We start from the raw sequence: 18920 nt of genomic DNA on the forward strand, positions 1-18920 counted from the left end.
GGGAGGCGGACATGGGCATTCACGGAACCGTATGGAGCAAAGCGACGCGCATGCTGGCGGCAAGCCTCGCCGGCGTGATGCTGGGCGGCGCGGGCGCGCAGGCGGCAACAGAAATCCAGTGGTGGCACGCAATGTCCGGCCCGCTCGGCGAGAAGCTCGAGAAGATCGCCAGCGACTTCAACGCCTCCCAGAGCGAATACAAGATCGTTCCGGTGTTCAAGGGCTCCTATCCCGAGGCCATGACGGGGGCGATCGCCGCCTTCCGCGCCAAGCAGAACCCGGCGCTGGTCCAGGTGTTCGAGGTGGGCACCGCCACCATGATGGCCGCCAAGGGCGCCGTCTATCCGGTCTACAAGCTCATGGCCGAGCAGAACGAGCCGTTCGACACCAAGACCTATCTGCCGGCGGTGACGGGCTATTATTCGGACACGCAGGGCAACATGCTGTCCTTCCCGTTCAATTCCTCCACCACGATCCTTTATTACAACAAGGACCTCTTCAAGAAGGCCGGCCTCGACCCCAACACGCCGCCCAAGACCTGGCCGGAACTGGAAGAAATGGCCAAGAAACTCCAGGCCTCCGGCACCGCCTGCGGCTTCACCACCCAGTGGCCCTCCTGGGTGAATGTGGAGAACCTGTCCGCCTGGCATAACGTCGCCATCGGCACCAAGCAGAACGGCATGGGCGGGCTCGACACCCAGCTCACCATCTCCAACCCGCTGGTGCAGAGCCACTGGGAGAAGCTCGCCGAGTGGCAGAAGACGAAGATCTTCGATTACGGCGGCCGGCAGGCGAAGGCCGACCCGAAGTTCTTCTCGGGCGAATGCGGCATGTCCATCGGCTCTTCCGCCGCTCGCGCCGCCATCCTTGCCAATGCCAAGTTCGATCTCGGCTATGGCATGATGCCCTACTGGCCGCAGGTGAAGGGCGCGCCGCAGAATTCCATCATCGGCGGCGCCAGCCTGTGGGTGCTCACCGGCCGTCCGCAGGCCGAGTACAAGGGCCTCGCCAAATTCTTCACCTATCTGTCGAAGCCCGAGGTGCAGGCCTGGTGGCACGAGCAGACCGGTTATCTGCCCATCACCCCGGCCGCCTATGACTTTGCCAAGGCGGAGGGCTTCTATGCGAAGAACCCCGGGGCCGACATCTCCATTCTCCAGATGACGCTGAACCCGCCCACGGAAAACTCCAAGGGCCTGCGCTTCGGCTCCTTCGCCCAGATCCGTGACGTGATCGAAGAGGAGCTGGAGGCGACGCTCGCCGGCCAGAAGAGCGCCAAGGCGGCGCTCGATGCGGCGCAGGAGCGCGGCAACACGCTTCTGCGCGCCTTCGAGAAGGCGAACCAGTAGGTTCTTGGCGCCTAACTCACATGGCCCGGCCGGAGCGTCCGGCCGGGCCCTCCGCTCTCCTGAAAGCTGATCCGAGCCGCCATGCAGGCCAAGCGCGCCACCTTTCCCAACCGGCTGCTGCCCTATCTGCTGCTGGCGCCGCAGCTGGCGGTGACGTTCGTCTTCTTCATCTGGCCCGCGCTGGAAGCGCTCACCGGCTCGGTCTTCACCGAAGACGCCTTCGGCCTCTCCAAGCAGTTCGTGGGCCTTGAGAATTTCGCGGCCCTGTTCCAGGATTCGGCCTATCTGGAGGCGGTGGGCGTCACCTTCCTTTTTTCCGGTGCGGTGGCGACCCTCTCGCTCGGCCTCGGGCTGCTGCTGGCGCTGGCGGCGGAGAAGACCGGCAAGCTCGCCGGCCTCTACCGCACGTTGCTCATCTGGCCCTATGCGGTGGCGCCCGCCGTGGCGGCGGTGATGTTCTGGTTCATGTTCGATCCGAGCGTCGGCATCGCCGCGCGGGGCCTGAAGGCCCTCGGCATCACCTGGAACCATTTCCTCGATGGCCGTCAGGCGCTGCTGCTGGTCATCCTCGCCGCCACCTGGAAGCAGGTCAGCTACAATCTCCTGTTCTTCTATGCGGGCCTCAGGGCCATTCCACGCCCGCTGATCGAGGCGGCCGCCATCGACGGGGCGGGGCCGTTCCGCCGCTTCACCGCCATCGTGTTTCCGTTGCTGGCGCCCACCACCTTCTTCCTGCTGGTGGTGAACGTGACGTACGCCTTCTTCGACACCTTCGGCGTGATCCATGCCACCACCGGCGGCGGGCCGGGACGGGCCACCACGACGCTGGTCTACAAGGTGTTCAAGGACGGGTTTGAGGGGCTGGACCTCGGTGCTTCCTCGGCCCAGTCGGTGGTGCTGCTCGCCATCGTGGCGGGCCTCACCGTCATCCAGTTCCGCCATATCGAACGCAAGGTGCACTACTGATGGCCCGCGACGGAATGGTGGAGCGCGATCGCGGGCTGACGGTGGCCGCCCATGCCCTGCTCATTCTCGGCGTCGCCATCATGGTGCTGCCGGTCTATCTCGCCTTCATCGCCTCCACCCATCCGGGCGCCGATTTCCTCTCCGGCCGCATCGGCGTGCTGCCGGGGCCGGATCTTGTGGCCAATTATGCCGGGCTCATCGGCACGGGCGCGGGCCTTCAGGGCTTCCCGCCGGTGGGACCGATGCTCTGGAACAGCCTTGTCATGGCGCTCGGCATCGCCGCCGGCAAGATCGCCATCTCGCTGCTCTCGGCCTTCGCCATCTGCTATTTCCGCTTTCCCTTCCGGGTGACGGCCTTCTGGATCATCTTCATCACCTTGATGCTGCCGGTGGAGGTGCGCATCCTGCCCACCTACAAGGTGGTGGCCGACCTTTCCCTGCTGAACACGCAGGGAGGCCTCATCCTGCCGCTGATCGCCAGCGCCACGGCTACCTTCCTGTTCCGCCAGGTGTTCATGACCATTCCGGACGAGATGACGGAAGCCGCGCGCATGGACGGCGCGGGGCCTCTCGCCTTCTTCTGGCACATCCTCCTGCCGCTCTCGCGCACCAATATCGCGGCGCTGTTCGTCATCCTCTTCATCTATGGCTGGAACCAGTATCTGTGGCCGCTCATGGTGACGACGGACGCCGACCACTACACGATCGTCACCACCATCCAGCGCCTCGTCTCCACCGCCACGCAGGAGGCGCCGGTCTGGCATCTGGTCATGGCCACCGCCATCCTCGCGCTGCTGCCGCCGGTGGCGGTGGTGCTGCTCATGCAGCGCCTCTTCGTCGAAGGGCTGACCGCCACCGAAAAATGAGGCCGGCCATCTGTATGCAAAAGCGCTTATGTGACGCGATTTTGGCTAAAATTTAGACATATGCCCCGCCACTGGGCGGCATTCCGATGCAACGCAATATGCCAACCCTTGATTCTACAGACCTTTTTCGTGGCACGCGGCTTGCTTCATAGGACGACAGAGTTGGTGGCTAGGGTTCCGGCGCCGGAAGGCGTGTCTGGTCCGAGAGCTGCCACCGGTCCGGGAGACATCCGGATCGGGCGCACGGCGGGATAAAAGCCCGGGAGACCTCGGTGGCCAAGGAATTGGTGGCACGCGAGTCTCCGCCAATTCCCCAATTTTTCAACAAGGGGAACACAATGCGCTTCTCGCTTTCGACGCTTCTTCCCTCGTCCATCGCCCGCCGCACGGCGGTGCTCGGCGCGGCCGCCGCGCTGGCGCTGTCCGTCTCCGGCCTTGCCGCACCTGCCGAAGCCGCGCCTAAGAAGGACTTCAAGGTCGCCTGGTCCATCTATGTGGGCTGGATGCCCTGGGGCTATGCCGCCGACCATGGCATCGTGAAGAAGTGGGCCGACAAATACGGCATCAAGATCGACGTGGTGCAGTTCAACGACTATGTCGAGAGCATCAACCAGTATACCGCCGGCGCCTTCGACGCGTTGACCGTGACCAATATGGACGCCCTCTCCGTGCCCGCCGCCGGCGGCGTGGACACAACCGCCGTCATCATGGGCGACTTCTCCAACGGCAATGACGCGGTGATCCTCAAGGGCAAGGACAAGCTCTCGGACATCAAGGGCCAGAAGGTCAATCTGGTCGAATTCTCCGTCTCCCATTATCTGCTGGCCCGCGCGCTGGAAAGCATCAAGCTTTCGGAGCGCGACGTGAAGGTGGTGAACACCTCGGACGCGGACATGGTGGCCGCCTACAAGACCAAGGCCGTGACCTCGGTGGTGACCTGGAACCCGCTGGTGTCGGAAATCCTCGCAGAAAAGAGCGCTCACAGCGTCTTCGACAGCTCCAAGATCCCCGGCGAGATCATGGACCTGATGGTCGCCAATACGCAGACGCTCAACGACAATCCGGACTTCGGCAAGGCACTCGCCGGCATCTGGTACGAGACCGTCGCGCTGATGACCGCCGAGAGCGAAGCCGGCAAGCAGGCCCGCACCGACATGGGCAAGGCTTCGGGCACCGACCTCGCCGGCTTCGAGAGCCAGCTCAAGGCCACCAAGCTGTTCGACAAGGCCGCCGATGCCGTCGCCTTCGTGAAGTCGCCGGCGGTGGGCACCACCATGGACCGGGTGCGCAAGTTCCTGTTCGAGAAGAAGCTGCTCGGCGAGAACGCCAAGTCCGCCGACGCGGTGGGCATCGCCCTGCCCGACGGCAAGGTGCTGGGCGACGCCAAGAATGTGAAGCTGCGCTTCGTGGACACCTACATGGCCCTCGCCGCCGACGGCAAGCTCTGAGGCGAGGGGGAGGAGGGGCCGGGCCCGGCCGCATCTGCGGAGAGCGTCTTACCCCCTCCCCATCCCTCCCCCGCAAGGGGGGAGGGAGCCTGTGGCGCCCGGCGAACGGCGCGTTCCACCCTAAGGGCCAGACGCGAACCTAGCTCGCTCTGCCCACCCTCCCCGATTTCACCCTCCCCCCTTGTGGGGGAGGGCACGGAGGGGGGTAAAACGGCAGGGCTCGGACGACCGCCTTCCAATGGAGGGAGTTCAAGACGAACCGGCCGCATCCCAGGCGGCACCCGTCTTACCCCCCTCCCCACCCCTCCCCCGCAAGGGGGGAGGGAGCCTGTCACGCCCTCCCGAATAGGGATGGCGCCAAACCCAACCCGGAGCCCGCAACGCCCATGCGCCTCATCAACCGCCGGCCGGACCGCACGGCAGCGCTGCTGCTGGCCATGCTGCCGTTCGTGCTCGTGCTCATCGCCTATATCCTCGGCTCGGCCGCGCGCCTCGCGGAGAACCCCGCCGACAAGCTGCTGCCGAGCCTCGGCACCATTGCGGACGCCATCGCCCGCGTCGCCTTCAATCCCGACGCCCGCACCGGCGATTATCTGCTGCTCAACGATACGCTGGCGACTCTGGATCGTCTGCTCACGGCGCTTGGCCTCTCCACCGCCATCGCACTGGTGGTGGGCGTCACCATCGGCATGCTGCCGGCCGTGCGGGCGCTGCTCGCGCCCTTCGTCGCCATGGTGTCCATGGTGCCGCCGCTGGCGCTGCTGCCCATCCTGTTCATCGTCATGGGGCTGGGCGAGGCGTCCAAGGTGGCGCTCATCACCATCGGCGTCACGCCCTTCCTCATCCGCGACCTTGCCATGCGGGTGGAGGAACTGCCGCGCGAGCAGATCATCAAAGCCGAGACGCTGGGCGCGTCCTCCTGGCAGCTGGCGCTGCGCGTGGTGCTGCCGCAGATCGCGCCCCGCCTCATCGACGCGCTGCGCCTCTCCCTCGGCCCGGCCTTCCTCTTCCTCATCGCGGCGGAGGCCATCGCGGCGGAAAGCGGGCTTGGCTATCGCATCTTCCTCGTGCGGCGCTATCTCGCCATGGACGTGATCCTGCCTTACGTCGCCTGGATCACCCTGCTGTCCGTGCTGATGGACTACGCCCTTGTGCGGCTGCGCCGCGCGCTCTTTCCCTGGTTCGGCGGGAGGACCAGATGACCGCCATCAGCATCCGCCATCTCTGGAAGGAATATGGCGACCAGATCGTGCTCGAGGACATCAACCTCGAGTTCGCGCCCCGCTCCTTCATCGCGCTCGTCGGCCCGTCAGGCTGCGGCAAGACCACCTTCCTGCGCATCCTGCTGAGCGAGGAGACCGCCACGCGCGGCGAAGTGCTGATCGATGGCAAGCCCATCGCGCCTGAGCCGGGCGCGGACCGAGGCGTCGTGTTCCAGCGCTATTCGGTCTTTCCGCACCTCACGGTGCTCGGCAACGTGCTGCTGGCGGCGGAGCTGCCCCGCGCGCCGCTCACCGGCCGCCTGTTCGGCAGCGCCCGCCGCGCGGCGATGGAAGAGGCCCGTGCGCTCATCGCGGAAGTGGGCCTCGCCGGGGCGGAGGACAAATATCCGGCCGCCCTCTCCGGCGGCATGCAGCAGCGCCTTGCGCTCGCACAGGCCATCATGCGCAAGCCGCGCATCCTGCTGCTGGACGAGCCCTTCGGAGCGCTTGATCCCGGCATCCGGGCCGACATCCACCAGTTGATGAAGCGGCTCTGGAACACCTGCGAGATGACGGTGGTGATGGTGACGCACGATTTGCGCGAGGCCTTCACCCTCGCCACCCGCGTCATCGCCTTCGAGCGCCGCCGTAACCGGCCCGAAGAGCGCGAGCGCTTCGGCGCCACCATCGCCCGCGACATCGAGGTCTGGCCGCCGCGCGTGGCCGGCCAGCTTGATCTTTTCCGCCCCGACCGGGACGACCCGGTTGCTGTCGAGGGGCCCGGCCGGGACGACCCGGCACTCATGCGCGCCTGAGGAGTGAGCCATGACTGCCGAACACACAGCTGCCGACACCGAGAAGGACGCCCGCATCGCCGCCAACCGGCGCCGCTATGAGGAGCTGAAGGCTGCGGGCGACCATGCTCCCGCCTCGCTCCCCGGCCCGACGCCGCGCGGCCTGCCCCTGCCCCACGGCCCGCTGACCCGCGAGATCATTCCCGCCGGCTGGTACCACACCCTGAAGCTGAAGACGGGCGAGGCGCTGCGCCTCGCGCTCATCGACGCGCCCGCCGCAGTCTCGCTCATCTGCTGGAACGCGCACGAAACCACCGAACGCCTCAACTATGCAGACACGCTGAAGATCCAGTGGACCGCCCGCCTCCAGAAGGGCCGCGTGCTGTTCTCCGACATGGGCCGCGTGATGCTCTCGCTCATCGAGGACACCAGCGGCGCCCATGACGCGCTGATGGGCGGCTCCACCGCCGCCTCCAACCGCGCCCGCTACGGCGCGAGGGCCGATGTGGAGCGGCTGCGCAACACGCGGGACAACTTCATCCTCGCCGCCGGCAAGCTCGGCCTCGACCGGCGCGACATTCCCCCCGCCATCACCTTCTTCGCCCCCGTGGGCACGGATGAAGGCGGCGGCCTCGTGTGGGGCACGGACAACCGGCAGGCGGGCGACTTCGTGGATCTGCGTGCCGAGATGGACCTCCTGGTCGCCCTCTCCAACTGCCCGCATCCGCTCGACCCGCGCCCGGACTATGCGGCGGGCGCCGTGGAGGCCATCCGTTTCCGGGCGACGCCGCCGGACCTCGACGACCTCTGCCGCAACGCCACCCCCGAGGCCGCCCGCGGCTTCGAGAACCTCGCGCGCTGAAGGGAGAGACAGACATGAACGCCAAAGGCTTTTTCGCCGCCCCCGTGCGCGACCCCAAGACCGCCATCCAGACCCACCGCGTGCCCGCCGAGGCGCCGTGGTCCGGCCTCGTGAAGCGCGGCCAGTCCATCCGCATCATCGACCTTGAGGGCCAGCAGGCGGTGGACACGCTGTTCTACAGCGCCGCCGATTTCGCCGATCGCTATTCCTCGCAGGACACCGTCCGAGTGCAGGGCGCGGCCTATGTCACCACCGGCACGCGCCTCATCTCCAATGAAGGCCATCTGATGGGCGTCGTGACCGCCGACACCTGCGGCCGGCACGACACTTCGGCGGGCGCCTGCTCGTGCGAGAGCAACACCGCCCGCTTCGGCCAGCACACGCGCTATCTGCACGCCTGCCGCGAGAACTTCGTCTATGAGGTGACGAAGCACGGCATGTCCAAGCGCGACATCGTGCCGAACATCAATTTCTTCATGAACGTGCCCATCGCGCCCAATGGCGAGCTCGCCATTGTGGATGGCGTGTCGAAGCCCGGCGACTATGTGGAGATCAGGGCGGAGATGGACCTGCTCTGCGTCATCTCCAACTGCCCGCAGATCAACAATCCCTGCAACGGCTTCAACCCCACCCCCATCGAAGTGCTGATCTTCGCGGGCGACGAGGGCTGATCCATGTTCCGCACTGTTCTGATTGCCAACCGGGGCGAGATCGCCAGCCGGATCGGGCGCACCTTGCGTGCCATGGGCATCCGCGTCGTCGCGGTCTATTCGGATGCCGACCGCTTCACGCGCGGCGTGCTGGAGGCGGACGAGGCCCATCGCCTCGGCCCCGCCCCCGCCGCCCAGAGCTATCTGGATGTGGAGGCCGTCATCGCCGCCGCCAAAGCGAGCGGGGCTGAGGCCGTCCACCCCGGCTATGGCTTCCTGTCCGAGAATGTCGCCTTCGCCGAGCGGCTGGCGGCGGAAGGCATCGCCTTCATCGGCCCCAAGCCCAAGCATCTGCGGGCCTTCGGCCTCAAGCACACGGCCCGCGAGCTGGCGCAGGCGAGCGGCGTGCCGCTGCTGCCGGGCACCGGGCTCATCGACAGCGTGGACGAGGCGCTGGCGGCGGCCGAGGCCATTTCCTATCCCGTCATGCTCAAGAGCACGGCGGGCGGCGGCGGCATCGGGATGCAGCTCTGCGCCGATGCGCAGGAGCTGGCCGCAGCCTTCGAGCGCGTGCAGCGCACGGCCCGCGCCTCCTTCGGAGATGCCCGAGTCTATCTGGAGCGCTTCGTGGCGGAGGCCCGCCATGTGGAAGTGCAGATCTTCGGCAATGGGCAGGGCCGCGTGGTGGCGCTGGGCGAGCGCGACTGCTCGCTCCAGCGGCGCAACCAGAAGGTCATCGAGGAAACGCCCGCCCCGCTGCTGCCGGATGCGGTGCGCACGCGCCTGCACGCCGCCGCCGTGGCGCTGGGCGAGAGCGTCGGCTATGCCTCTGCCGGCACGGTGGAGTTCATCTATGACCCGGCGCGGGAGGAGTTCTATTTCCTGGAGGTGAATACCCGCCTTCAGGTTGAGCATCCGGTCACCGAAGCCGTGTTCGGCATCGACCTCGTGGAATGGATGGTGCGGCAGGCGGCGGGGGAAGACCCCATTCCCGCGACGCCCCTCACGCCCAAAGGCGCGGCCATCGAAGCGCGCGTCTATGCTGAAATCCCCCACGCCAATTTCCAGCCGAGCGCCGGCCTGCTCACCGAAGTCGCCTTCCCGGCCGGCGTGCGGGTGGATGGATGGGTGGAGACCGGCAGCGAGGTCACGCCTTTTTACGACCCCATGCTGGCCAAGGTCATCGTCACAGGCGCCGACCGCGCCGCCGCGCTCGCGGCGCTGAAGGCGGCGCTGGCGGAGACGCGGCTTTCGGGCATAGAGACCAACCTTGCCTATCTGCGCGCCATCGCGGCCTCAGACCTGTTCGCCTCCGGCAAGGTGGCGACGACCGCCCTCAAGGATTTCGCCTTCACGCCCCGCAGCATCGAGGTGCTGACACCCGGCGCGCAGTCGAGCCTTCAGGAACTGCCCGGCCGGCTGCACCTCTGGCATGTGGGCGTGCCGCCGAGCGGACCCATGGACGCCTATTCCTTCCGCCGCGCCAACGCCCTGGTGCGTAACCATCCCGACACCGCGGCGCTGGAACTCACCGTCAACGGCCCGACGCTGCGCTTCCACACCGCCGCTGAAGTGGCCCTCTCCGGCGCGCACATGCCGGCGACGCTGGACGGGGCGAGCGTGCCCCACGATGCCGCCTTCGCGGTGAAGGCGGGACAGGTGCTGGCCATCGGCGCCATTTCCGGAGCCGGGCAGCGCACCTATCTTGCGGTGCGCGGCGGCTTTGATGCGCCGGAGGTGCTGGGCTCTCGTGCCACCTTCGCTCTCGGCGCCTTCGGCGGCCATGCCACCGGCACGCTGAAGGGCGGCGACGTGCTGCATCTGGGCACGGCACCGGAAGCGGCCACCGTGCCCCCGCCTTCCGCGCCGCTGACGCGGGAGTGGGAGATCGGCGTCGTCTATGGTCCCCATGGCGCGCCGGATTTCTTCCAGCCGGAAGATATAGCGGACCTGTTCGAGGCCGCTTATGAGGTGCACTTCAACAGCGCCCGCACCGGCGTGCGCCTCATCGGCCCGACGCCCCGCTGGGCACGCACCGACGGCGGGGAGGCGGGGCTGCACCCCTCCAACCTGCACGACAATGCCTATGCCATCGGCGCCATCGACTTCACCGGCGACATGCCCATCATCCTCGGCCCGGACGGCCCCTCGCTCGGCGGCTTCGTCTGCCCGGCGGTGATCGCCCGCGACGAGCAGTGGAAGATGGGCCAGCTGAAGCCCGGTGACACGGTGCGCTTCCGCCCCGCCGTGCGGCCGCAGGATGCCATCGCCGGCCCGGAGGTCTTCTCTGCCCCCGAGGCCGGGTCGCCCATCGTGGCGCGGCGGACGGACGGGCCGGTGGAGGTGGTCTATCGCCGGCAGGGCGACGACAACCTGCTGGTGGAGTTCGGCGACATGCGGCTCGACATCGCCCTGCGCCTGCGCGCCCACCTCATGGCGCAGGCGGTGGAGGAGGCGAAACTGCCGGGCCTCATCGACCTCACACCGGGCATCCGCTCGCTCCAGCTGCATTATGACGGCACGAGCCTCACCCGCGCCCGCCTGCTGGGCGCGTTGCAGGAGATCGAGGCCTCGCTTCCGGCGGCGGAAGATGTGGTGGTGCCGAGCCGCACCGTGCACCTTCCCCTGTCGTGGGACGATCCCGACGCGCAGCTCGCCATGCGCAAGTACCAGGAACTGGTGCGCCCCAACGCGCCCTGGTGCCCCTCCAACATCGAGTTCATCCGCCGCATCAACGGGCTTCCCGATGAGCAGGCGGTCAAGGATATCGTGTTCGATGCGCGCTATCTGGTGCTCGGCCTTGGCGATGTCTATCTCGGCGCGCCGGTGGCGACGCCGATTGACCCGCGCCACCGCCTTGTCACCACCAAATACAATCCGGCCCGCACCTGGACGCCGGAGAATGCGGTGGGCATCGGCGGCGCTTACATGTGCATCTATGGCATGGAGGGGCCGGGTGGCTACCAGTTGTTCGGTCGCACCATCCAGATGTGGAACACTTGGCGGGCGACTCCGGCTTTCGCGCCCGGCACGCCCTGGCTGCTGCGCTTCTTCGATCAGATCCGCTTCTTCCCCGTCTCTCATCAGGAGCTGACCGAGGCGCGCGCCGCCTTCCCGCACGGGGCCTATCCGGTGCGGATCGAGGAGGGCAGCTTCTCTTATGCCGACTATGCCGCCGGGCTGAAGCGGAACGCGGCCGCCATCTCCGCCTTCAAGACCCGCCAGCAGGCGGCTTTCGAGGCGGAAAAGGCGCGCTGGAAGGCGGAGGGGCTCGACAGCTTCGTCTCCGACGAAGGCGGCCCGGCGCTCGCGCCCGATGCCATTCCCGATGGCTGCTTCGGCGTGAGCGCGAATGTGCCGGGCAATGTCTGGAAGGTTCTCGTGGAGCCCGGCGCGCCGGTGGCGGCGGGGGAGACCATCGCCATCATCGAGAGCATGAAGATGGAAATCGCCATCACCGCCCATGCGGCGGGCCGACTGCGCGAGGTGCGGGCGGTGCCCGGCCGCACCGTGCGCACGGGCGATGTGGTGGCCGTGCTGGAGGCCGTGGCATGAGCGAGACCGCAAACACCCTGCCCATCGTCGTGGTGGGCGCCCATCTCTCGGGCATGCCGCTCAACCGCGAGCTGACGGAGCCGGGCGGCCGCCTCCTGCGCCGCTGCCGCACCGCGCCGGACTACCGGCTCTATGCCCTGCCCGGCACGGTGCCGGAGAAGCCCGGCCTCGTGCGTGAGCCCGGCTTCGAGGGGCCGGGCCTCGATGTGGAGGTGTGGGAGCTGGATGCCGCCGCCTTCGGCGCCTTTGTCGCCCGCATTCCCGCGCCGCTGGGCATCGGCAAGGTGCGGCTGGAGGATGGGAGCGAAGCCTCCGGCTTCCTCTGCGAGGCCCATGCGGTGAAGAACGCGCGGGAGATCACCGCGCTCGGTGGCTGGCGCGCCTATATGGCGCGCCTCGCCGACTGAAGTGCTCCGCCACGGCGCCCAACGCGCCGTGGCGGGACCCACAGGCGAACGTCATAATTTTTGCAGCGCAACAGGTCGGACAGACGCAAGCGCTGCCAAATTGATATATTTGTACATGAACGTCGCTGACGTTGCTTTGGCATTCCTGAATGCGCCTGACCTCCCACCTATTCTCTCCCGAAACGCCAGCGCGCATTTCGCACCGCAGCAAGAAGGGACCGAGGCGATTTCATCGCAGGCAAAGTTTTAGATCGGTCTAAAAAAGTCGTTGACCACCGCCGAAGCGCTCCGTTAGACAATCACACGCCGCAAGGGCAGAACGCCCGGCGGCGCCGTTTCGCATCCCGCATGCACGGAAGAATGAGAACTGCATTCCGGCTCAATAGAGCCTGGAAAAGCATGTCCATTGCCTGTTTTCCGGCCATCATGGCCGGGGGAGAACGCCAAGGTGAAGACGCGCAAGGGACCCGCGCCCGATGCCTCGCGGCCATCTGCGGCCGGCGCCGGCCACACCGGCAGCGGCGCCCCGGCGCGCGTGACGCTCAACGACATCGCGGCCCATGCCGGCGTCTCCCGCGCCACCGTCTCGCTCGTGCTGCGCAAGAGCCCGCTGGTCGCCGACGACACCCGCGCCAAGGTCGACGCGGCCATGGTGGAGCTCGGCTATATCTACAATCGCCGCGCCGCCAATCTGCGCTCGGGCGCCTCGCGCACCATCGGCCTCGTCTTGTGCGAAATCATCACGCCCAACTACGCCCAGTTCACCTCCGGAATTGATGAAGTGCTGGACGGCGAGGGCTATGCCGCCTTCATCACCAATTCCGAGGAAGATGCCACCCGCCAGCGCCGCCTCCTGGTCCGCATGCAGGAACATGGGGTGGACGGCATCGTGCTGGTGCCCGCCGAGCACACCCGCCCCGATGCGCTGACTGAGGCCCATTGCACCAGCGTGCCCTGCGTGGTGGCCCAGCGGCGCATCGAGGGCTTCCCCACCGATTATGTCGGGCCGGACTATGCCGCCGGCATGGAGATGGTGACCGAGCATCTCATCGCCCTCGGTCACACCCACATCGGCTTCATCGGCGGCCTGCGCCGCATTTCGCCGCTGGCCGAGCGTCTCACCGGCTTCCGCCGGGCGCTGCGGCGGCACAAGCTCAAGAGCGGACCGGTGGTGCCCTGCCCCGTGCTCGACCGGGCCGACGGCTATGCCGCCGCCCGCAGCCTGCTGGCGGCCGGAGACCACCCCACCGCGCTCGTCTGCTACAATGACGTGGTGGCCTTCGGCGTCATGCTTGCGTTGACGGAACATGGCCTCACGCCGGGACGTGACGTGGCCGTCGTGGGTTGCGACGACGTGGCCGAGGCCGGCCTCCACCGCCCCGCCCTCACCACCTTCACCACCGATCCGCGTGTGGTGGGCCGCGAGGCCGCCCGCCTGCTGCTGCGGCGGATCGAGAACCCGCAGCTGCCGCCCGAGCAGATCATCATTCCGCCCCGCCTCGTCATCCGCCAGTCCTGCGGCGCCGCCTTCGGCGCTCCGGCGCGGACGGCGGGTGCCGGCAAACCGCCCGCCCGGCGCGCCACCGCGCGCCCCGCCTGATCCCGCAAGAGGAAGCACGCAATGAATTACGTCTTCCAGTTCGGCGATGTGTTCAACGCCTGGCCCGAACTGCTGATGGGTGCCCTGCTCACCATCCGCCTCTCCGCCATGGCCATGGCCATCGGCCTCGTGGTGGCCGTGGTCTGCGCGCTCGGCAAGACCGGCGGTCCGCGCCCGGTGCGCTGGCTGGTGGACACCTATGTGGAGGTGATCCGCAACACGCCTTTCCTGGTGCAGATCTTCCTCATCTTCTTCGGCCTGCCGCGCATGGGCATCCGGCTCGACGCCAATGAGGCGGCGCTGCTGGCCATGGTGGTGAACATCGGCGCCTATGCCACCGAGATCGTGCGCGCCGGCATCGAGACCATCCACAAGGGTCAGATCGAGGCGGGGCTGGCGCTGGGGCTGAAGCCGGTCCAAGTCTTCACCTATATCGTCATCTTCCCGGCGCTGAAGGCGATCTATCCGGCGCTCACCAGCCAGTTCATCCTCTTGATGCTCACCTCCTCGGTGGTTTCGGCCATCTCGGCGGAGGAACTGACGGCCATCGCCAACAATTTGCAGGCCCAGACCTTCCGCTCGTTCGAGATCTATATCGTCGTCACCGCCATGTATCTCGCCATGTCGCTGATGTTCGCCGCCGTCTTCGAGCTCATCTACCGCGCGGTCTTCGCGCGGTCCGACGCCACGCGCTGAGGGAGAAGCGACATGATCCGCCAGTTCACCTCCGCCGAGTTCATGTTCCTGCTGATGGCCGTGCGCTGGACGCTGCTGCTCTCCGCCATCGCCTTCCTGGGTGGGGCCGTGGGTGGTCTGTTCGTGGCCCTCGCCCGCACTTCGCAATGGGCTTGGCTGCGGGCCATCGCCGGCGCCTATATCCAGGTGTTCCAGGGCACGCCGCTGCTGATGCAGCTGTTCCTGGTGTTCTTCGGCGCCAACTTCTTCGGCCTGTCCATCGATCCGCTCATGGCAGCGGCCATCGGCCTCACCCTCAATGGCGCGGCCTTTCTCGGCGAGATCTGGCGCGGCTGCATCCAGGCGATCCCGAAGGGCCAGTGGGAGGCTGCGACCGCGCTCGGCCTCCACTACACCACGCGGATGAAGGAGATCATCCTGCCGCAGGCGGCCAAGATCGCGGTCGCGCCCACGGTGGGCTTCCTCGTGCTGCTGGTGAAGAGCACCTCGCTCGCCTCCATCATCGGCTTCGTGGAGCTGACCCGCGCGGGGCAGATCGTCAACAATGCCACCTTCCGGCCGTTCCTCGTGTTCGGCATCGTGGCGGCGATCTACTTCGTGCTGTGCTGGCCGCTCTCACTCTTTTCCCGCCGCCTCGAAAAGAAATTCGGCACCGTCTCGCGCTGAGGCGAGGCCCCGTTACGCCGGCCCAAAGTCCGGACATGCCGCCCCACAGGGCAAAACTGGAGGAAAGCAGATGTTTCTCGGATCGGTCCTGAAATCCGCGCGGCGCGTCATCGCCGCAACCGGCCTTGCGGCGCTCGCCGGCCTTGCCGTGCCGCATGCCGCCTCGGCCCAGTCCATCGACGACATCCTGTCGAAGAAGAAGCTCACCATCGGCATGCTCGTGGACCTGCCGCCCTTCGGCCTCCTCGATGCCCAGGGCAAGCCGGAAGGCTATGATGCGGACGTCGCCAAGCTGATGGGCAAGTATCTCGGCGTCGAAGTCGAGATCGTGCCGGTCACCGGCCCGAACCGCATCCCCTACCTGCTGACCAACAAGGTCGATGCGCTGGTCGCCACCTTCGGCATCACGCCGGAGCGCGCCAAGCAGGTGCAGTTCTCCATTCCCTATTCGGCCATCGAGATCCAGCTTCTCGGCCCGAAGAAGCTGGACGTGAAGACCCTCGACCAGACGGTCGGCAAGAAGATCGCCGTGGCCCGCGCCTCCACGCAGGACACCGCGCTCACCGCCGCCGTGCCGAAGGGCGCCACCATCATGCGCTTCGACGACGACGCAACCGCCGCCCAGGCCTTCATCTCCGGCCAGACCGACCTGCTCGGTTCCAACAACGTCATCGGCGCCCAGCTGGCCGAGGCCAATCCGGACATGGGCATCGAGCGCAAGATCGTGCTGCGCAGCCAGTACAACGGCATCACCGTGCGCCGGGGCTCCACGGATTTCCTCCAGTGGATCAACACCTTCCTCTATTTCGTGAAGAACAATGGCGAGCTCGACGCCATCAACCAGAAGTGGTTCAAGACCCCGCTCGGCCCGCTGCCCACCTTCTGAGGCATAGCCTAAGGCCGGTCGCCATCGCCCGGCCGTTCCACCCCCCTCCCCAGCCCTCCCCCGCAAGGGGGGAGGGAGCACGGCGTGAGGGATAAACAGCGGATCACCACCGCCGGAGTAACATATCCCCTCCCCCTTGCGGGGGAGGGTGAGGGAGGGGGGTAAGGCCCTCTCCGCATCCCGACGAACCGAGCACCCGCGCCCGGCGCACCATCCCCCTTCCGGAGACGCTCCCATGACCAGCCCCGCAAGCCCCAGCACCGTGCCCGGCGCCGCCGGTGATGTCATGATCCGCATGGAAGGGGTCGAGAAGCACTACGGCACCTATCACGCCCTCAGGAACATCAATCTCACCGTCACAGCCGGCGAACGCATCGTCATCTGCGGGCCGTCGGGCTCCGGCAAGTCCACCCTCATCCGCTGCATCAATGCGCTGGAGCATCACCAGGGCGGGCGCATCGAAGTGGACGGCACCGAAGTCGGCTCCTCCTCCAAGGGACTCGACAAGGTGCGCGCCGAGGTGGGCATGGTGTTCCAGTCCTTCAACCTGTTCCCGCACCTGACCGTGCTCCAGAACTGCACCCTCGCCCCCCGCAAGGTGCGCGGCATCGCGCCGAAGGAGGCCGAGGCGATCGCCATGAAATATCTGGAGCGGGTGCGCATTCCCGAGCAGGCCAACAAGTTTCCCGGCCAGCTCTCCGGCGGCCAGCAACAGCGCGTCGCCATCGCCCGCGCGCTGTGCATGAACCCCAAGGTCATGCTGTTCGACGAGCCCACATCCGCCCTCGATCCCGAGATGGTGAAGGAGGTCCTCGACACCATGATCTCGCTGGCCCAGGACGGCATGACCATGATCTGCGTCACCCACGAAATGGGCTTCGCCCGGCAGGTGGCGGACCGCGTGATCTTCATGGACAAGGGCGAGATCGTCGAGCAGGGCCCGCCCGAGACCTTTTTCGCCAACCCGACGAACGAGCGCACCCGCACCTTCCTCGGCCAGATCCTGCATCATTGAGCGGGGGCGCCCGATCCTGCCCCCTCCCGAGCCCTCCCCCGCAAGCGGGAGAGGGAGGTGGCGGGCGCAGGCGGAGAGGTGCAGCGAAAACAGCGAATGGCCGCCGCCCCACGCAACGGGTTCGCTCTCCCGCCTGCGGGGGAGGCATAGGGCGGGTCTACGACCGGGCGAACCGGGAAGCGATGGGAACCTCGCGCACCAACCACGTTTCCTATAATTGCCCTCTGACAAAGCCGCCCAAGGACGCCGCCATGACCGCCCCCGCCGCCCTCATCACCCTCGACTGGGGCACCACCGCGCTCAGGGCCTATCTCCATGCCGCCGACGGCACAGTTCTCGACAGCCACGCGGCCGTTCAGGGCATCATGTCGCTGGATGGCGCGAGCCATGCGGACGTGCTCACAGCCAATGCCGGCGCCTGGGTCCATGCCCACGGCCCGCTGCCGGTTCTGCTGTCGGGCATGATCGGCAGCCGCCAGGGCTGGGTCGAGGCGCGCTATGTGCCCCTGCCGGCCGGACTGCCCGACCTTGCCGAGGGCCTGACGCCGGTGCCGGACGCGCCCCATGCCTTCGGGCCTGTGCAGATCGTGCCCGGCCTGCTGCGGGATGATGACGCCAGCCCGGACGTGATCCGGGGCGAGGAGGTGGAGGTGTTCGGCGCCCTCGCCCGCCTCGGCCGGACGGACGGGCTGTTCGTTTTGCCCGGCACACATTCCAAATGGGTGCGGGTCGAGAATGGGCGCATCGTCCACTTCGCCACCTACATGACCGGCGACGTCTTCGCGGCGCTGAAGGGACACACCATCCTCGGCCGCATGATGCAGGCGGACGCGCCCTTCTCGGCCGAGGGCTTCCGCCGGGGGGTGGAGGCCGCGCGCGACCTCAAGGGTCCGGGCGCGCTGGTGGGCCGGCTGTTCTCCATCCGCGCGCTCGGCCTGACCGGCCGGCTGGCGGAGGCCGACAGCGCCGATTTCCTCTCCGGCCTGCTCATCGGGGCGGAGCTGTGCGACGTCACCCATGCGCACACGCCTTTCACGCTGGTCGCCAATGCCGCGCTCACCGAGCGTTATGCGCAGGCGGCCGACATTCTCGGCCTGCCGCATCATCGTGCCCCGAGGGACTGCGCCGCCGCCGGCCAGTTCGCGGTCGCCCGTGCGGCCGGCCTCATCTGACCCCTCGCCTTAAGGAGGCTCCCGTGCCGCTCAGCTTCACCGAGGCGCTCACCGCCTGCCCGCTGGTCGCCATCCTGCGCGGCCTCAAGCCCTCCGAGGCGCTGGAGATCGGCACGGCGCTGGTCGATGCGGGCTTCACGCTCATCGAGGTGCCGCTGAACTCGCCGGAGCCGCTCGTCTCCATCCGCACGCTGGCCGAGGCCTTCGGCGACCGGGCGCTGATCGGCGCCGGCACCGTGCTCTCCCCCGCCGATGTGGAAGCGGTGCAGAACGCCGGCGGTCGGCTCATCGTCATGCCCCATGCCGACCTTGAGGTGATCCGCGCCGCCAAGGCGCGCGGCCTCGTCTGCACCCCCGGCGTCGCCACGCCCACGGAAGCTTTCGCGGCACGGGCCGCGGGCGCCGACGCACTGAAGCTCTTCCCGGCCGAAGGGATCCCGCCGCACGTCGTGAAGGCCTGGCGGGCGGTGCTGACCGACATCCCCCTGCTCCCCGTCGGCGGCATCGATGCCTCCAACATGCGGGCCTACCGGGAGGCGGGGGCCAGCGGCTTCGGCATCGGATCGGCGCTCTACAAGCCCGGCAAGGGCGTCGCGGCCATCGCCGTCGATGGTGCCAGCCTCGTGAAGGCCGCCCGCTCCGTATTCACCTGAAATTTGCCGGTCCATCCACAAAGCGATCCGCTGAAATAGCTCGCTTCCGGGGCAGCGGGCTTGTACGCCAGCCGGAGTGCAACCGCCCTCGACAACCAGCCGGAATGGGCGGTAACACCGCAAGCATTGTTAT

The 18920-nt window shown here is 67.5% G+C and carries 16 protein-coding genes, 1 pseudogene and 1 riboswitch; all 17 genes and pseudogenes read left to right on the forward strand.

Features of this window, described 5'->3' with window-relative positions; translation table 11 throughout:
* Positions 1-50 precede the first annotated feature (50 nt).
* The 17 genes and pseudogenes from ugpB to AZC_RS22595 all read left to right on the forward strand — a co-directional run bounded on the left by ugpB (position 51) and on the right by AZC_RS22595 (position 18787).
* Positions 51-1349: a sn-glycerol-3-phosphate ABC transporter substrate-binding protein UgpB gene (gene ugpB, locus AZC_RS22515; RefSeq protein WP_043879761.1), complete on the forward strand. Its 1299-nt coding sequence runs from the start codon at positions 51-53 to the stop codon at positions 1347-1349.
* Positions 1350-1430: 81 nt separating this feature from the next.
* Positions 1431-2315: a sn-glycerol-3-phosphate ABC transporter permease UgpA gene (gene ugpA / locus AZC_RS22520; RefSeq protein ID WP_012172915.1), complete on the forward strand. Its 885-nt coding sequence runs from the start codon at positions 1431-1433 to the stop codon at positions 2313-2315.
* Positions 2316-2329: 14 nt separating this feature from the next.
* On the forward strand, positions 2330-3181 hold the full coding sequence (ugpE, locus tag AZC_RS22525) for a sn-glycerol-3-phosphate ABC transporter permease UgpE (protein WP_043879762.1): 852 nt from the start codon (positions 2330-2332) through the stop codon (positions 3179-3181).
* Between the two features lie 158 nt (positions 3182-3339).
* Positions 3340-3449: riboswitch (guanidine-I (ykkC/yxkD leader) on the forward strand.
* 70 nt (positions 3450-3519) lie between these two features.
* On the forward strand, positions 3520-4629 hold the full coding sequence (locus AZC_RS22530) for a putative urea ABC transporter substrate-binding protein (protein WP_081434083.1): 1110 nt from the start codon (positions 3520-3522) through the stop codon (positions 4627-4629).
* Between the two features lie 386 nt (positions 4630-5015).
* A complete protein-coding gene (locus tag AZC_RS22535; protein ID WP_012172918.1) occupies positions 5016-5831 on the forward strand; it encodes an ABC transporter permease in 816 nt (271 codons plus the stop codon).
* Positions 5828-6646 (forward strand): ABC transporter ATP-binding protein, encoded by an 819-nt coding sequence (locus AZC_RS22540; RefSeq protein WP_012172919.1) that lies wholly within the window; start codon positions 5828-5830, stop codon positions 6644-6646. Before AZC_RS22535 ends, AZC_RS22540 begins: the two co-directional genes overlap by 4 nt.
* Before the next feature lie 10 nt (positions 6647-6656).
* A complete protein-coding gene (locus AZC_RS22545; protein WP_012172920.1) occupies positions 6657-7487 on the forward strand; it encodes an urea amidolyase associated protein UAAP1 in 831 nt (276 codons plus the stop codon).
* A gap of 14 nt (positions 7488-7501) precedes the next feature.
* Positions 7502-8158 (forward strand): urea amidolyase associated protein UAAP2, encoded by a 657-nt coding sequence (locus tag AZC_RS22550; RefSeq protein WP_012172921.1) that lies wholly within the window; start codon positions 7502-7504, stop codon positions 8156-8158.
* A gap of 3 nt (positions 8159-8161) precedes the next feature.
* Positions 8162-11692 carry an urea carboxylase gene (uca, locus tag AZC_RS22555; protein WP_012172922.1) on the forward strand — a complete coding sequence of 1177 codons (3531 nt, stop codon included), beginning with the start codon at positions 8162-8164 and terminating at the stop codon, positions 11690-11692.
* A 23-nt stretch (positions 11693-11715) separates the two neighbouring features.
* Positions 11716-12099 (forward strand): annotated as a pseudogene (locus AZC_RS22560) (allophanate hydrolase-related protein); the annotation flags it as partial.
* 448 nt (positions 12100-12547) lie between these two features.
* On the forward strand, positions 12548-13699 hold the full coding sequence (locus AZC_RS22565; protein WP_070097014.1) for a LacI family DNA-binding transcriptional regulator: 1152 nt from the start codon (positions 12548-12550) through the stop codon (positions 13697-13699).
* A 21-nt stretch (positions 13700-13720) separates the two neighbouring features.
* A complete protein-coding gene (locus AZC_RS22570; RefSeq protein WP_012172925.1) occupies positions 13721-14395 on the forward strand; it encodes an amino acid ABC transporter permease in 675 nt (224 codons plus the stop codon).
* A gap of 12 nt (positions 14396-14407) precedes the next feature.
* The gene (locus tag AZC_RS22575) at positions 14408-15061 is read left to right on the forward strand and encodes an amino acid ABC transporter permease (protein WP_012172926.1); all 654 of its coding nucleotides are present in this window, start codon (positions 14408-14410) and stop codon (positions 15059-15061) included.
* 70 nt (positions 15062-15131) lie between these two features.
* The gene (locus AZC_RS22580) at positions 15132-15947 is read left to right on the forward strand and encodes a transporter substrate-binding domain-containing protein (protein WP_012172927.1); all 816 of its coding nucleotides are present in this window, start codon (positions 15132-15134) and stop codon (positions 15945-15947) included.
* A gap of 235 nt (positions 15948-16182) precedes the next feature.
* Positions 16183-16962, forward strand: a complete 780-nt coding sequence (locus tag AZC_RS22585) for an amino acid ABC transporter ATP-binding protein (protein WP_274532302.1) — start codon at positions 16183-16185, stop codon at positions 16960-16962.
* A gap of 251 nt (positions 16963-17213) precedes the next feature.
* Positions 17214-18134 (forward strand): 2-dehydro-3-deoxygalactonokinase, encoded by a 921-nt coding sequence (locus AZC_RS22590; RefSeq protein ID WP_043880637.1) that lies wholly within the window; start codon positions 17214-17216, stop codon positions 18132-18134.
* Positions 18135-18157: 23 nt separating this feature from the next.
* Positions 18158-18787: a 2-dehydro-3-deoxy-6-phosphogalactonate aldolase gene (locus tag AZC_RS22595; protein WP_012172930.1), complete on the forward strand. Its 630-nt coding sequence runs from the start codon at positions 18158-18160 to the stop codon at positions 18785-18787.
* Positions 18788-18920 lie beyond the last annotated feature (133 nt).

Origin of the sequence: Azorhizobium caulinodans ORS 571 (assembly GCF_000010525.1) — a bacterium.
Lineage (GTDB): Bacteria > Pseudomonadota > Alphaproteobacteria > Rhizobiales > Xanthobacteraceae > Azorhizobium > Azorhizobium caulinodans.

Coding starts and splice junctions, on each gene's coding strand:
- ugpB (WP_043879761.1), top strand. CDS start 51: ATGCTGGCGGCAAGCCTCGCCGGCGTGATGCTGGGCGGCGCGGGCGCG.
- ugpA (WP_012172915.1), top strand. CDS start 1,431: ATGCAGGCCAAGCGCGCCACCTTTCCCAACCGGCTGCTGCCCTATCTG.
- ugpE (WP_043879762.1), top strand. CDS start 2,330: ATGGTGGAGCGCGATCGCGGGCTGACGGTGGCCGCCCATGCCCTGCTC.
- AZC_RS22530 (WP_081434083.1), top strand. CDS start 3,520: ATGCGCTTCTCGCTTTCGACGCTTCTTCCCTCGTCCATCGCCCGCCGC.
- AZC_RS22535 (WP_012172918.1), top strand. CDS start 5,016: ATGCGCCTCATCAACCGCCGGCCGGACCGCACGGCAGCGCTGCTGCTG.
- AZC_RS22540 (WP_012172919.1), top strand. CDS start 5,828: ATGACCGCCATCAGCATCCGCCATCTCTGGAAGGAATATGGCGACCAG.
- AZC_RS22545 (WP_012172920.1), top strand. CDS start 6,657: ATGACTGCCGAACACACAGCTGCCGACACCGAGAAGGACGCCCGCATC.
- AZC_RS22550 (WP_012172921.1), top strand. CDS start 7,502: ATGAACGCCAAAGGCTTTTTCGCCGCCCCCGTGCGCGACCCCAAGACC.
- uca (WP_012172922.1), top strand. CDS start 8,162: ATGTTCCGCACTGTTCTGATTGCCAACCGGGGCGAGATCGCCAGCCGG.
- AZC_RS22570 (WP_012172925.1), top strand. CDS start 13,721: ATGAATTACGTCTTCCAGTTCGGCGATGTGTTCAACGCCTGGCCCGAA.
- AZC_RS22575 (WP_012172926.1), top strand. CDS start 14,408: ATGATCCGCCAGTTCACCTCCGCCGAGTTCATGTTCCTGCTGATGGCC.
- AZC_RS22580 (WP_012172927.1), top strand. CDS start 15,132: ATGTTTCTCGGATCGGTCCTGAAATCCGCGCGGCGCGTCATCGCCGCA.
- AZC_RS22585 (WP_274532302.1), top strand. CDS start 16,183: ATGACCAGCCCCGCAAGCCCCAGCACCGTGCCCGGCGCCGCCGGTGAT.
- AZC_RS22590 (WP_043880637.1), top strand. CDS start 17,214: ATGACCGCCCCCGCCGCCCTCATCACCCTCGACTGGGGCACCACCGCG.